Annotated in this window: 13 protein-coding genes; 1 reads left to right on the top strand and 12 read right to left on the bottom strand. The window is 71.6% G+C overall.

Annotated features, from left to right (window positions below):
• Window positions 1-18: 18 nt before the first annotated feature.
• The 9 genes from ACFVQZ_RS19150 to pyrR form a co-directional block, all read right to left on the bottom strand.
• Window positions 19-342 carry an integration host factor gene (locus tag ACFVQZ_RS19150; RefSeq protein WP_030493613.1) on the bottom strand — a complete coding sequence of 108 codons (324 nt, stop codon included), beginning with the start codon at window positions 340-342 and terminating at the stop codon, window positions 19-21.
• Window positions 343-647: 305 nt separating this feature from the next.
• Window positions 648-1,484 (bottom strand): orotidine-5'-phosphate decarboxylase, encoded by an 837-nt coding sequence (pyrF, locus tag ACFVQZ_RS19145; RefSeq protein WP_030493612.1) that lies wholly within the window; start codon window positions 1,482-1,484, stop codon window positions 648-650.
• Complete coding sequence (locus tag ACFVQZ_RS19140) at window positions 1,481-2,593, bottom strand: quinone-dependent dihydroorotate dehydrogenase (protein WP_030493611.1); 1,113 nt, start codon at window positions 2,591-2,593, stop codon at window positions 1,481-1,483. Before ACFVQZ_RS19140 ends, pyrF begins: the two co-directional genes overlap by 4 nt.
• Window positions 2,594-2,648: 55 nt before the next feature.
• Window positions 2,649-5,957 (bottom strand): carbamoyl-phosphate synthase large subunit, encoded by a 3,309-nt coding sequence (gene carB / locus ACFVQZ_RS19135; protein ID WP_030493610.1) that lies wholly within the window; start codon window positions 5,955-5,957, stop codon window positions 2,649-2,651.
• Window positions 5,950-7,089 (bottom strand): glutamine-hydrolyzing carbamoyl-phosphate synthase small subunit, encoded by a 1,140-nt coding sequence (gene carA / locus ACFVQZ_RS19130; protein WP_030493609.1) that lies wholly within the window; start codon window positions 7,087-7,089, stop codon window positions 5,950-5,952. The genes carB and carA overlap by 8 nt, the downstream gene beginning before the upstream one ends.
• Window positions 7,086-7,658 carry a hypothetical protein gene (locus ACFVQZ_RS19125; RefSeq protein ID WP_030493608.1) on the bottom strand — a complete coding sequence of 191 codons (573 nt, stop codon included), beginning with the start codon at window positions 7,656-7,658 and terminating at the stop codon, window positions 7,086-7,088. Before ACFVQZ_RS19125 ends, carA begins: the two co-directional genes overlap by 4 nt.
• On the bottom strand, window positions 7,655-8,941 hold the full coding sequence (locus tag ACFVQZ_RS19120) for a dihydroorotase (protein ID WP_030493607.1): 1,287 nt from the start codon (window positions 8,939-8,941) through the stop codon (window positions 7,655-7,657). Before ACFVQZ_RS19120 ends, ACFVQZ_RS19125 begins: the two co-directional genes overlap by 4 nt.
• A gap of 2 nt (window positions 8,942-8,943) precedes the next feature.
• The gene (locus ACFVQZ_RS19115) at window positions 8,944-9,930 is read right to left on the bottom strand and encodes an aspartate carbamoyltransferase catalytic subunit (RefSeq protein WP_383624082.1); all 987 of its coding nucleotides are present in this window, start codon (window positions 9,928-9,930) and stop codon (window positions 8,944-8,946) included.
• An 87-nt stretch (window positions 9,931-10,017) separates the two neighbouring features.
• Window positions 10,018-10,581, bottom strand: coding sequence for a bifunctional pyr operon transcriptional regulator/uracil phosphoribosyltransferase PyrR (gene pyrR / locus ACFVQZ_RS19110; RefSeq protein ID WP_030493605.1), 564 nt, complete (start codon window positions 10,579-10,581; stop codon window positions 10,018-10,020).
• 256 nt (window positions 10,582-10,837) lie between these two features.
• Here pyrR and bldD point away from each other — a divergent pair, with 256 nt between their 5' ends.
• Window positions 10,838-11,338: a transcriptional regulator BldD gene (gene bldD / locus ACFVQZ_RS19105; RefSeq protein WP_015032294.1), complete on the top strand. Its 501-nt coding sequence runs from the start codon at window positions 10,838-10,840 to the stop codon at window positions 11,336-11,338.
• A gap of 172 nt (window positions 11,339-11,510) precedes the next feature.
• Here the strand turns inward: bldD and nusB are convergent, their stop codons facing one another.
• The 3 genes from nusB to ACFVQZ_RS19090 are packed head-to-tail and all read right to left on the bottom strand — an operon-like array spanning window position 11,511 to window position 13,680.
• Window positions 11,511-11,948, bottom strand: coding sequence for a transcription antitermination factor NusB (gene nusB / locus ACFVQZ_RS19100; RefSeq protein ID WP_030493604.1), 438 nt, complete (start codon window positions 11,946-11,948; stop codon window positions 11,511-11,513).
• Window positions 11,949-11,950: 2 nt separating this feature from the next.
• Entirely contained in the window at window positions 11,951-12,517 is a 567-nt protein-coding gene (gene efp, locus ACFVQZ_RS19095) for an elongation factor P (RefSeq protein ID WP_030493603.1), read from the bottom strand.
• A 50-nt stretch (window positions 12,518-12,567) separates the two neighbouring features.
• A complete protein-coding gene (locus ACFVQZ_RS19090; protein WP_030493602.1) occupies window positions 12,568-13,680 on the bottom strand; it encodes a M24 family metallopeptidase in 1,113 nt (370 codons plus the stop codon).
• Between the last annotated feature and the right edge of the window lie 56 nt (window positions 13,681-13,736).

Below are 13,736 nucleotides of genomic sequence, written 5' to 3'. Positions count from 1 at the left end.
CCCGGCCGGGGCGCCGGATCAGGCGCCGGCGCCGCCGAACTCGCGCTCCAGGGAGGCGATCTGGTTGGAGCCGAGGCCCCGGACGCGACGGCTCTCGGAGATGCCGAGCCGCTCCATGATCTGCTTGGCGCGGACCTTGCCGACGCCCGGGAGGGACTCCAGGAGGGCGGAGACCTTCATCTTGCCGATGACGTCGTTCTCCTGGCCCTGCTTGATGACCTCGTGCAGGGAGGCGCCGGAGTGCTTGAGTCGATTCTTGACCTCGGCCCGCTCCCGGCGAGCCGCGGCGGCCTTTTCGAGCGCGGCTGCGCGCTGTTCAGGGGTAAGGGGCGGAAGAGCCACGCCTACGTCACCTCGGATGTCGATCTGTCGGATACGGACCGGTGAGGACCTGGTGACCCACACCAGTGGAGCAACGTCCCACGACGTGACCGTCGGACGTCTCCCTGCCCCGGAGACTAGCGGGCATGGCCGCTCCAGTCAGCGAGAACAGCGGAAAAGTCCTGGTCAGCCTCTGCCGACCAGGACTTTTCAGGCATATCGACCCGGATTTCTGCCAAGTTTTCGTCAAGTGGTGACGCGGTCGGCCGTCCGGGGGCGTCGTCCGCTCCCACCTGCGGGGATGCCGGACCGGTGGCGGAGACCGGTCAGCCGGCGACGGCCGCCCGGATCTCGTCCGCGTACCGCTGCGCCGCGTCCCGCAGGGCGGACGCGTCCGGTCCCGCGCGCAGCACGCCCCGGCTCACGTTCGGCACCACGTTGCGGACCGCGTCGCCGAAGACGACCGGGAGGTCGGCCGGGGTCGCGCCCTGGGCGCCGATGCCCGGGGCGAGCAGCGGCCCGTTGATGTCGAGGTCGAAGGAGGACAGGTCGCCGAGGGTGGCGCCGACGACCGCGCCGAAGGAGCCCATCGGGGTCTCCCCCGCGTTCTCCTCCGCGAGGTGGGCGAGCATGGTCGCGCCGATCGTGCGGCCGTCCTCGCGCACGGCCCGCTGCACCTCGGCGCCCTCCGGGTTGGAGGTCAGGGCGAGGACGAAGAGTCCGGCGCCGGACTCGCGGGCCAGGTCGACGGCCGGCTTCAGCGAGCCGTAGCCGAGGTACGGGGAGACCGTGAGGGCGTCGGAGAAGAGCGGCGAGTCCTTCCGCAGGAACGTCTCCGCGTAGGCGGCCATCGTGGAGCCGATGTCGCCGCGCTTGGCGTCCATGACGACCAGCCCGCCGGCGGCCCGCAGGTCGGCGGTGGCGCGCTCCAGGACCGCGATGCCCCGCGAGCCGAACCGCTCGAAGAACGCGGCCTGCGGCTTGAAGACGGCGACGGTCTCCGCCAGCGCCTCGACCACGGTGTACGTGAAGCGCTCCAGGCCCGCGATGTCGTCCGCGAGGCCCCAGGAGCCGAGCAGGGACGCGTGCGGGTCGATGCCGACGCAGAGCGGGCCGCGCTCGTCCATGGCGGAGCGCAGGCGGGTGCCGAAGGAGGGGGTCACGAGGTGGCGGCCTTTCGGTGGTCGGCGCCGACGGCTTCGGCGATCGTGGCGTACGGGGAGGCCGCGAGGCGCGCGGCGAGGCCCTTGTGGATGGCGCGGGCGTAGCAGGGGCCCTCGTAGATGAAGGCGCTGTAGCCCTGGATCAGCGTGGCACCGGCGAGGATCCGCTGCCAGGCGTCCTCGGCGTTCTCGATGCCGCCGACGCCCACCAGGACGATCCGGTCGCCCACGCGCGCGTACAGGCGGCGCAGGACCTCCAGGGAGCGCTCCTTGAGCGGGGCGCCGGAGAGGCCGCCGGTCTCCTGGACGAGGGCCGGGGCGGAGGTGAGGCCGAGGCCCTCACGGGCGATGGTGGTGTTGGTGGCGATGATGCCGTCCAGGCCCAGCTCGACGGCGAGGTCGGCGACGGCGTCCACGTCCTCGTCGGCGAGGTCGGGGGCGATCTTCACCAGGAGCGGGACCCGGCGGTCGGTGACCGTGCGGTCGGCGGCCTCGCGGACGGCGGTGAGCAGCGGGCGCAGCGACTCGGTGGCCTGGAGGTTGCGCAGGCCGGGGGTGTTCGGCGAGGAGACGTTGACCACGAGGTAGTCGGCGTGGGCGGCGAGCCGCTCGGTGGACTTCACGTAGTCGGCGGCGGCCTCGGCCTCGGGGACGACCTTGGTCTTGCCGATGTTGACGCCGACAACGGTCTTGAAAACCGGCACGCGCGCGCGGAGGCGGGCGGCGACGGCGGCGGAGCCCTCGTTGTTGAAGCCCATGCGGTTGATCAGGGCCCGGTCGGGGACGAGGCGGAAGAGCCGCTTCTTCGGGTTGCCGGGCTGGGCCTCGCCGGTGACTGTGCCGATCTCGACGTGGTCGAAGCCGAGCATGGCCATGCCGTCGATGGCGACGGCGTTCTTGTCGAAGCCGGCCGCGAGGCCGAAGGGGCCGTGCATGCGGAGGCCCAGGGCCTCGGTGCGCAGCTCCTTGTGGCGGGGGGCGAGGAAGGCGGCGACGAAGGTGCGCAGGACCGGGGTGCGGGCGGCGAGGCGGATCCAGCGGAAGGCGAGGTGGTGGGCCTTCTCGGGGTCCATGCGCCGGAAGACGAGCTGGAAGAAGAGCTGGTACATGGTGGTGTCCTCATGAAGAGGGGGACACCGTTTCCGGTGTCCCCCTCGGTGGCTGCTAGTCGCGGGCCGCGGTCAGGTGTTCGGCGTGTTCCTGGAGGGAACGGACGCCGACGTCGCCGTGGTTGAGGGCGTCGATGCCCTGCACGGCCGCCGCCAGCGCCTGGACCGTGGTGAGGCACGGGACGCCGCGGGCCACCGCCGCCGTACGGATCTCGTAGCCGTCGAGGCGGCCGCCGGTGCCGTACGGGGTGTTGACGATCAGGTCGACCTGGCCGTCGTGGATGAGCTGGACGATGGTCTTCTCGCCGCCGGGGCCCTCGCCCTCGCTGAGCTTGCGCACGACGGTGGCGTTGATGCCGTTGCGCTTGAGGACCTCGGCGGTGCCGGAGGTGGCCAGGAGCTCGAAGCCGTGGGCCATGAGCTCGCGGGCCGGGAAGATCATCGAGCGCTTGTCGCGGTTGGCGACGGAGATGAACGCGCGGCCCTTGGTCGGCAGCGGGCCGTAGGCGCCGGCCTGCGACTTGGCGTAGGCGGTGCCGAAGACGGCGTCGATGCCCATGACCTCGCCGGTGGAGCGCATCTCCGGGCCGAGGACGGTGTCCACGCCGCGGCCGTGCACGTCGCGGAAGCGCGACCACGGCATCACGGCCTCCTTGACGGAGATCGGCGCGTCGAGCGGCAGTGTGCCGCCGTCGCCGGTCTTCGGCAGCAGGCCCTCGGCGCGCAGCTCGGCGATGGTCGCGCCCAGCGAGATGCGGGCGGCGGCCTTGGCGAGCGGCACGGCGGTGGCCTTGGAGGTGAAGGGCACGGTCCGGGAGGCGCGCGGGTTGGCCTCCAGGACGTAGAGGATGTCGCCGGCCATGGCGAACTGGATGTTGATCAGGCCGCGGACGCCGACGCCCTTGGCGATGGCCTCGGTGGAGGCGCGCAGCCGCTTGACGTCGAAGCCGCCCAGGGTGATCGGGGGCAGGGCGCAGGCCGAGTCGCCGGAGTGGATGCCGGCCTCCTCGATGTGCTCCATGACGCCGCCGAGGTACAGCTCCTCGCCGTCGTAGAGGGCGTCGACGTCGATCTCGATGGCGTCGTCGAGGAAGCGGTCGACCAGGACCGGCCGGGTGGGGCTGATCTCGGTGGACTCGGCGATGTACGCCTCCAGCCGGGTCTCGTCGTAGACGATCTCCATGCCGCGGCCGCCGAGCACGTACGAAGGGCGGACCAGGACCGGGTAGCCGATCTCGTCGGCGATCTTCTTCGCGCCGGCGAAGGTGGTGGCGGTGCCGTGCTTGGGGGCCGGCAGGCCGGCCTCCTCCAGGACGCGGCCGAAGGCGCCGCGGTCCTCGGCGGCGTGGATGGCCTCCGGGGAGGTGCCGACGACCGGCACGCCGTTGTCCTTCAGGGCCTGGGAGAGGCCGAGCGGGGTCTGGCCGCCGAGCTGGACGACCACACCGGCGATCGGGCCGGCGAGGGACTCGGCGTGGACGATCTCCAGCACGTCCTCGAGCGTCAGCGGCTCGAAGTACAGGCGGTCGGAGGTGTCGTAGTCCGTCGAGACGGTCTCCGGGTTGCAGTTGACCATCACGGTCTCGTAGCCGGCGTCGCTGAGGGCGAAGGAGGCGTGGACGCAGGAGTAGTCGAACTCGATGCCCTGGCCGATGCGGTTCGGGCCGGAGCCGAGGATGATCACGGCGGGCTTCTCGCGCGGCGCGACCTCGGTCTCCTCGTCGTACGAGGAGTAGAAGTACGGCGTCTTGGCGGCGAACTCGGCGGCGCAGGTGTCGACGGTCTTGTAGACCGGGCGGACGCCGAGGGCGTGCCGGACCTCGCGGACGACGTCCTCGCGCAGGCCGCGGATCTCGGCGATCTGGGCGTCGGAGAAGCCGTGGCGCTTGGCCTCGGCCAGCAGCTCCGGCTCCAGCTTCTCGGCGCCGGCGAGCTCGTCGGCGAGTTCCTTGATGAGGAAGAGCTGGTCGACGAACCACGGGTCGATCTTCGTGGCGTCGAAGACCTCCTCGGGGGTGGCGCCGGCCCGGATCGCCTGCATCACGGTGTTGATGCGGCCGTCGGTCGGGCGGACCGCCTCGCGGAGGAGTTCGGCCTTGTCGCCGGGCTCGCCGGTGAAGGCGAACTGCGAGCCCTTCTTCTCCAGGGAGCGCAGGGCCTTCTGCAGGGCCTCGGGGAAGTTCCGGCCGATGGCCATGGCCTCGCCGACCGACTTCATGGTCGTGGTCAGCGTGGAGTCGGCGGACGGGAACTTCTCGAAGGCGAAGCGCGGGGCCTTCACGACGACGTAGTCGAGGGTCGGCTCGAAGGAGGCCGGCGTCTTCTCGGTGATGTCGTTCGGGATCTCGTCGAGCGTGTAGCCGACGGCCAGCTTGGCGGCGATCTTGGCGATCGGGAAGCCGGTGGCCTTGGAGGCGAGCGCCGAGGAGCGGGAGACGCGCGGGTTCATCTCGATGACGATGATCCGGCCGTCCTCGGGGTTGACCGCGAACTGGATGTTGCAGCCGCCGGTGTCGACGCCGACCTCGCGGATGATCGCGATGCCGATGTCGCGGAGCCGCTGGTACTCGCGGTCGGTGAGGGTCATCGCCGGGGCGACGGTGATGGAGTCGCCGGTGTGGACGCCCATCGGGTCGAAGTTCTCGATGGAGCAGACGACCACGACGTTGTCGTTCTTGTCGCGCATCAGCTCCAGCTCGTACTCCTTCCAGCCGAGGATGGACTCCTCCAGGAGCACCTCGGTGGTCGGGGAGAGCGTGAGGCCCTGGCCGGCGATGCGGCGCAGCTCCTCCTCGTCGTGGGCGAAGCCGGAGCCGGCGCCGCCCATGGTGAAGGAGGGGCGGACGACGACGGGGTAGCCGCCGAGCGTGTCGACGCCCTTGAGGACGTCCTCCATGGAGTGGCAGATGACCGAGCGGGCGGACTCGCCGTACCCGATCTTGGCCTTGACGGCCTCGACGACGCCCTTGAAGAGGTCGCGGTCCTCGCCCTTGTGGATGGCCTCGACGTTGGCGCCGATGAGCTCGACGCCGTACTTCTCCAGGACGCCCTGCTCGTGCATGGAGATCGCGGTGTTGAGCGCGGTCTGGCCGCCGAGGGTGGGCAGGAGGGCGTCGGGGCGCTCCTTGGCGATGATCTTCTCGACGAACTCGGGGGTGATCGGCTCGACGTAGGTGGCGTCGGCGATCTCCGGGTCGGTCATGATCGTGGCCGGGTTGGAGTTGACCAGGATGACCCGCAGGCCCTCGGCCTTGAGGACGCGGCACGCCTGGGTGCCGGAGTAGTCGAACTCGGCGGCCTGGCCGATGACGATCGGGCCGGAGCCGATGACCAGGACGGACTGGATATCGGTGCGCTTAGGCACGCTCGGCCTCCATCAGAGAAACGAAGCGGTCGAAGAGGTACGCGGCGTCGTGCGGGCCGGCGGCCGCCTCGGGGTGGTACTGGACGGAGAAGGCCGGCTGGTCGAGCAGCTGGAGGCCTTCCACGACGTCGTCGTTCAGGCAGACGTGGGAGACCTCGGCGCGGCCGAAGGGGGTCTCCGAGACCTTGTCGAGGGGCGCGTCGACGGCGAAGCCGTGGTTGTGCGCGGTGACCTCGACCTTGCCGGTGGTCCGGTCCTGGACGGGCTGGTTGATGCCGCGGTGGCCGTACTTCAGCTTGTAGGTGCCGAAGCCGAGGGCGCGGCCGAGGATCTGGTTGCCGAAGCAGATGCCGAAGAGCGGGGTCTTCCGCTCCAGGACGGCGGTCATGAGCGCGACCGGGCCGTCGGCGGTGGCCGGGTCGCCCGGGCCGTTGGAGAAGAAGACGCCGTCCGGGTTCACCGCGTACACGTCGTCGGCGGTGGCGGTGGCGGGCAGCACGTGGACCTCGATGCCGCGCTCGGCCATCCGGTGCGGGGTCATGCCCTTGATGCCGAGGTCGATCGCGGCGACGGTGAACTTCTTGTCGCCGATCGCGGGGACGACGTACGGCTCCTTGGTGGCGACCTCCTCGTAGAGGCTGGCGCCCTTCATGTGCGGCTGGGCCTGGACCCGGGCGAGCAGCTCGGCCTCGGGGGCCAGGGCCTCGCCGGAGAAGACGCCGGCGCGCATGGAGCCGCGCTCGCGCAGGTGGCGGGTGAGGGCGCGGGTGTCGATGCCGGAGATGCCGACGACGCCCTGGGCGACGAGCTCGTCGTCGAGGCTGCGGCGGGCGCGCCAGTTCGACGGGATGCGGGCGGGGTCGCGGACCACGTAGCCGGAGACCCAGATGCGGCTGGACTCGTCGTCCTCGTCGTTCCAGCCGGTGTTGCCGATCTGGGGGGCGGTGGCGACGACGATCTGGCGGTCGTACGAGGGGTCGGTCAGCGTCTCCTGGTAGCCGGTCATGCCGGTGGAGAAGACGGCCTCGCCGAAGGTCTCCCCCACGGCCCCGTAGGCGCGGCCGCGGAAGGTGCGGCCGTCCTCCAGGACGAGTACGGCGGGAGCGTGGGCTCCCCTGGTGGAGGTCGTCATCGTGCGATGCCTTCCGTCGTGTTGATCATGGAGTTGAGGGTGTCGACCCAGGCGGTGTGCTCGGCGGCCCGGTCGGAGCGGAAGCCCGAGTCGAGGAGGGTGCCGCCGTGCTCCCAGGTGACGATCAGGAGCCCGCCCTCGGCGAGGACCTTGCCGGCGATGCCCTTGTCGAGGCGGGCCTCGCGCAGGGCGGCGGCGGGGATCAGGAAGTCGTTCGCCCCGGGGCGGACGACCGAGATCCCGGCGCCGGTGAGCGTGAGCTCGGCGCGGCTGCGGGTGCCGAGGCCGTGGGCGACGATCCGGTCGAGCCACTGCCCCGCGGTGGTGGAGCCGTGGTAGCGGCCCTCCATCGTCAGCTTCGCCTCGGCGGGCTCCCGCGGCACCTCGGGGAGCGCGGGGAGGTCCGACTGGAGGCTGCCGCGCCACTTCCAGCCCTGGCGCATGAGCCAGTAGACGAAGGCGACGAAGAGCAGGAGTCCGACGACCCAGCCGATGCGGCCGGCCCAGTCGGTCACCTCGGCCGACTTCTGCTCCGCGGCGAGGGCCGCGCTTGCGATGTGGTGTGTCACGCCAACTTCCCGTCCATGACCGTTGCCCGGCCCCGCAGGAAGGTGTGGGTGACGCGACCCGGCAGCTCACGGCCCTCGTAGGGGGTGTTGCGGCTGCGGGAGGCGAAGTCCGCGGGGTCCACCGTCCCACGGTAAGCCGGATCGACCAGGACCAGGTTCGCGGGCTCACCAGCCGAGACGGGTCGTCCGTGGCCGGTGGCGCGGCCGATGCGGGCCGGGGCGAAGGACATCCGGTCGGCGACGCCGGCCCAGTCGAGGAGCCCGGTCTCGACCATCGTCTGCTGGACGACGGAGAGCGCGGTCTCCAGGCCGACCATGCCCATGGCGGCGGCGGCCCACTCGCAGTCCTTGTCCTCGTGCGGGTGCGGGGCGTGGTCGGTGGCGACGATGTCGATCGTCCCGTCGGCCAGCGCCTCGCGGAGCGCGAGGACGTCCTTCTCGGTGCGCAGCGGCGGGTTGACCTTGTAGACCGGGTTGTACGTGCGGACCAGCTCGTCCGTGAGGAGGAGGTGGTGCGGGGTGACCTCGGCGGTCACGTCGATGCCGCGGGACTTGGCCCAGCGGACGATCTCGACGGAGCCGGCGGTGGAGAGGTGGCAGATGTGGACGCGGGAGCCGACGTGCTCGGCGAGGAGGACGTCGCGGGCGATGATCGACTCCTCGGCGACGGCGGGCCAGCCGCCCAGGCCGAGCTCGGCGGAGACGACGCCCTCGTTCATCTGGGCGCCCTCGGTGAGGCGGGGCTCCTGGGCGTGCTGGGCGACGACGCCGCCGAACGCCTTCACGTACTCCAGGGCGCGGCGCATGATCACGGCGTCGTCGACGCACTTGCCGTCGTCGGAGAAGACGGTGACGCCGGCGGCGGAGTCGTGCATGGCGCCGAGCTCGGCGAGCTTCTTGCCCTCCAGGCCGACGGTGACGGCGCCGATGGGCTGCACGTCGCAGTAGCCGGCCTCCTTGCCGAGCCGGTAGACCTGCTCGACGACGCCGGCGGTGTCGGCGACGGGGTGGGTGTTGGCCATGGCGAAGACGGCGGTGTAGCCGCCGGCGGCGGCGGCGCGGGTGCCGGTGAGGACGGTCTCGGAGTCCTCGCGGCCGGGCTCGCGCAGGTGGGTGTGGAGGTCGACGAGGCCGGGGAGGAGGATCTGGCCGGCGGCCTCGATCACGGTCGCGCCCTCGGCGGACAGGCCGGTGCCGACCTCGGAGATCGTCTCGCCGTCGATCAGGACGTCCTGCGGCTCGCCGCCCAGCACCTGCGCACCGCGGATAAGGATCTTGCTCATCGTTACTTGCTCTCCTCGGTACGGGGGGTGGCGGGGGCGACGGCGGGCTCGGAGCCGCCGAGCAGCAGGTAGAGGACGGCCATCCGGACGGAGACGCCGTTGGCGACCTGCTCGACGACCGTGCAGCGGTCGGAGTCGGCGACCTCGGCGGTGATCTCCATGCCGCGGACCATGGGGCCGGGGTGCATGACGATGGCGTGCTCGGGCATCTTCGCCATCCGGTCGCCGTCGAGTCCGTAGCGGCGGGAGTACTCGCGCTCGGTCGGGAAGAAGGCGGCGTTCATCCGCTCGCGCTGCACCCGCAGCATCATGACCGCGTCGGACTTCGGCAGCACGGCGTCGAGGTCGTAGGAGATCTCGCAGGGCCAGGTCTCGACGCCGACGGGGACGAGGGTGGGCGGGGCCACCAGGGTGACCTCGGCGCCGAGGGTGTGCAGGAGGTCGACGTTGGAGCGGGCGACCCGGCTGTGCAGGACGTCGCCGACGATCGTGATCCGCTTGCCGGTCAGGTCCTGGCCGAGTCCGGCGTCGCGGCCGACGAGGCGGCGGCGCATGGTGAAGGCGTCGAGCAGGGCCTGGGTGGGGTGCTGGTGGGTGCCGTCGCCGGCGTTGATGACGGGGGCGTCGATCCAGCCGGAGGTGGCGAGGCGGAAGGGGGCGCCGGAGGCGCCGTGCCGGATGACGACGGCGTCGACGCCCATCGCCTCCAGGGTCTGGGCGGTGTCCTTCAGGGACTCGCCCTTGGAGACGCTGGAGCCCTTGGCCGCGAAGTTGATGACGTCGGCGGAGAGGCGCTTCTCGGCGGCCTCGAAGGAGATCCGGGTCCGGGTGGAGTCCTCGAAGAAGAGGTTGCAGATGGTCCGGCCGCGGAGGGCCGGCAGCTTCTTGATCGGCCGGTCGGCCACCCGGGCCATCTCCTCGGCGGTGTCGAGGATCAGGACGGCGTCGTCGCGGGTGAGGTCGGCGGCCGAGATGAGGTGACGCATCATCGGGGGTTTCTCTCCGGGGTGGGGAGGCATGAGGGCATGCGGGGGCGCACGGAGGTGCGGTGCGGCCCCGCGGGACGGCCGGTCCGGCTAGGAGGCGGACTTGCCGCCGAGCAGCACGGTGTCGCGACCGTCCTCCTCGGCGAGCTGGACCTTGACGGTCTCCCGCAGCGACGTGGGGAGGTTCTTGCCGACGTAGTCGGCGCGGATCGGCAGCTCGCGGTGGCCGCGGTCGACGAGGACGGCGAGCTGGACCGCGCGGGGGCGGCCGATGTCGCCGAGGGCGTCGAGGGCGGCACGGATGGTGCGGCCGGAGAAGAGGACGTCGTCGACGAGGACGACGAGGCGGCCGTCGACGCCGTCCGCGGGAATGTCGGTGCGCCCGATGGCGCGCGCCGGCTTCATCCGGAGGTCGTCGCGGTACATGGTGATGTCGAGCGATCCGACCGGGACCTCGGTGCCGGTGATCTGCGCGAGCTTCTCGGCCAGCCGGCGGGCGAGGTAGACGCCGCGGGTGGGAATGCCGAGCAGGACCACGTCGTCGGCGCCCTTGGCGCGCTCGACGATCTCGTGGGCGATCCGGGTCAGGACCCGGGCGATGTCGGGGGCCTCGAGAACGGGCCGCGCCGCATCGGTGTGTGCGTGCGTGTCCATGAAGAAAGGACCTCCTTCTCCGCCTCACGGGACGGTCTTTAAAGGACGTCGGATGTACGGCGTCCACTTTAGCAGGGACGCTCGCACGGCCTTTCGCGGCCTCCCCCTCCCCCGCTCCGACCTGCGGCGGACCGTCCCCCGGGAGGGGGCGGCGGGCCCCTTTCGGCTTGACGGGAAAGAGTAACGCTGCGTAACCTCACAGTGAGTTACCAGCCGCGCGGCGCAGCCGCATGTCGTCACAGCGTCCGGGAGCGTTATGTCCAGCGAATACGCAAAGCAGCTCGGGGCCAAACTCCGCGCGATCCGCACCCAGCAGGGCCTGTCCCTCCACGGGGTGGAGGAGAAGTCCCAGGGCCGCTGGAAGGCGGTCGTGGTCGGCTCGTACGAGCGCGGCGACCGTGCCGTGACCGTGCAGCGCCTGGCCGAGCTGGCGGACTTCTACGGCGTTCCGGTGCAGGAGCTGCTGCCCGGTACGACCCCCGGCGGCGCCGCCGAGCCCCCGCCGAAGCTGGTCCTGGACCTGGAGCGCCTGGCCCACGTCCCGCAGGAGAAGGCCGGCCCCCTCCAGCGCTACGCGGCGACGATCCAGTCGCAGCGCGGCGACTACAACGGCAAGGTGCTGTCGATCCGCCAGGACGACCTGCGCACCCTGGCCGTCATCTACGACCAGTCCCCCTCGGTCCTGACCGAGCAGCTGATCAGCTGGGGCGTGCTCGACGCGGACGCGCGCCGCGCGGTCGCCCACGAGGAGAACTGACCCCTCCTCGCACCCCTTGCAGAAACGTGCCGCCGGGCCCGTGGACGTCCTCCGACGCCACGGGCCCGGCGGCTTTTCCGTACGCCCGCTCCCGGGGACTCACCCGGATGGCGGTACGCGAAGGGGCCCGTCGCACCGGAGTGCGGCGGGCCCCTTCGACGCGCCGTGCGGACTAGGCGTCCACGTCCCGGCGCAGTCGGGGCTTCAGGTCCTTGAAGCGTCCGAGGAGGCCGTTGACGAAGGCCGGGGAGTCGTCCGTGGAGAACTCCTTGGCCAGCTGCACGGCCTCGTCGATCGCCACGGCGTCCGGCGTGCCGTCCTCCCAGATCACCTCGTAGGCGCCGAGGCGCACGATGTTCCGGTCGGCGGCGGGCATCCGGTCGAGGTCCCAGTCCACCGCGTAGGTGGCGATGAGCTCGTCGATCCGGGTCACGTACTGGGCGTACCCCTCGACGAGCTGCATGGTGAAGTCACCGACCGGCGGCTGCTGCGCGTCGGCGCGGTGGAGCCGGATCTGGTCCGCGAGGACCTCCTGCACCGAAGTGCCGCGCTGGTCGGCCTCGAACAGGATCTGGAAGGCCCGCCTGCGGGCCTTGCTCCGGGCGGCCACGGTTAGCTGTTCACCCGGCCGAGGTAGCTGCTGTCACGGGTGTCGACCTTGATCTTCTCACCGGTGGTGATGAAGAGCGGGACCTGGATCTGGTGGCCGGTCTCCAGGGTGGCGGGCTTGGTGCCACCGGTGGAGCGGTCGCCCTGGACGCCCGGCTCGGTCTCGGCGATGGTGAGCTCGACGGCGGCCGGCAGCTCGACGTAGAGGACCTGGCCCTCGTTCTGCGCGACGAGCGCGGTGAAGCCCTCGACGAGGAAGTTGGCGGCGTCACCGACGACCTTGCGGTCGATGTGCAGCTGGTCGTACGTGTCCATGTCCATGAAGACGAAGTAGTCGCCGTCCATGTAGGAGAACTGCATGTCGCGCTTGTCGACGTTCGCGGTCTCCACCTTCACGCCGGCGTTGAAGGTCTTGTCGACGACCTTGCCGGACAGCACGTTCTTGAGCTTGGTGCGCACGAAGGCCGGGCCCTTGCCGGGCTTGACGTGCTGGAACTCGACGACGGACCAGAGCTGGCCGCCTTCGAGCTTGAGCACCATGCCGTTCTTGAGGTCGTTCGTGGAAGCCACGGTTGCGGAATCTCCTGGACTGACGTGGGGACCGAGGAGGCGTACGCGCCTTACAGCGCGAGCAGCTCCTTGGTCGTGATGGTGAGTAGCTCGGGTCCGCCGTCCGCCTCCTGGCGCACGACGAGCGTGTCATCGATCCGGACTCCGCCCCGGCCCGGGAGGTGGACCCCCGGTTCGACGGTGACCGGCACACAAGCGTCCAGTTTACCCATGGCCGAGGGGGACAGCTGCGGGTCCTCGTCGATTTCGAGCCCCACACCGTGCCCGGTGACGGGTACGGCGGTCGCGGCGTGGCCGCCGGCGTCGAGGATCTGCCGGGCCGCGCGGTCCACGTCACGGTACTCGGCGCCCGGCACCAGGGACTCCCGGCCGGCCCGCTGAGCGGCGAAGACCAGGTCGTACAGCTCGATCTGCCAGTCGGCGGGGGCGGTGCCGATGACGAAGGTCCGGCCGATCTCGCAGCGGTAGCCGCGGTAGTCCGCGCCGAGGCAGACGGACAGGAAGTCGCCCTCCTCGACCCGGCGGTCGGTGGGGCGGTGGCCGCGCCGGCCGGAGTGCGGGCCGGTGGCGACGGAAGTGGGGAAGGCGGCACCGTCGGCGCCGTGGTCGACCAGCCGCCGCTCCAGTTCGAGGGCGAGGTGGCGCTCGGTGCGGCCGACGAGGATGGACTCCAGGAGTTCGCCGAGGGCCTGGTCGGCGATCTCGGCGGCGATCCGCAGACAGCCGATCTCGTCCTCGTCCTTGACGACGCGCAGCTGTTCGACGGCGCAGGCGAGGTCGGCGAGGCGGAGCCCGGGGGCGGCGGAGCCGAGGGTGCGGTGGCGGGCCACCGTCAGGTGGTGCTCCTCGACGGCGAGCCCGTCCGCGCCGGAGCGGCGGGCGAGTTCGGCGGCGGCGACCGCCGGGTCGCCGCCGCCGAGCGGCAGCTGCTGCTGCCGGAGCTGTTCGTCGAGACGTCCGTCGACGGGCTCGCCCTCGCCGCGGGCGGGCCGGATCAGCACGTCGGCGCCGGGCTCGGGGCCGACCAGCAGGACGGCTCCCGGCGGGGCGCCGCCCGCGAGGTAGCGGACGTTGGCGGGGCGGGACACCAGGGCCGCCGCGCTGCCCGCTGCCGCGACCCGGTCGCGCAGTCTGACCCGGCGGTCCGCATACACCTGTGACATGTCTTCGAGCCTACGAGCGCGACCCCGCCCCGGCCTGTCGGCGGCGTCCGACCGGG

This window comes from Streptomyces sp. NPDC057854 (genome assembly GCF_042797055.1).
In the GTDB taxonomy this organism is placed as follows: Bacteria; Actinomycetota; Actinomycetes; order Streptomycetales; family Streptomycetaceae; genus Streptomyces.
This window is presented reverse-complemented; position numbering and strand designations above follow the sequence as displayed.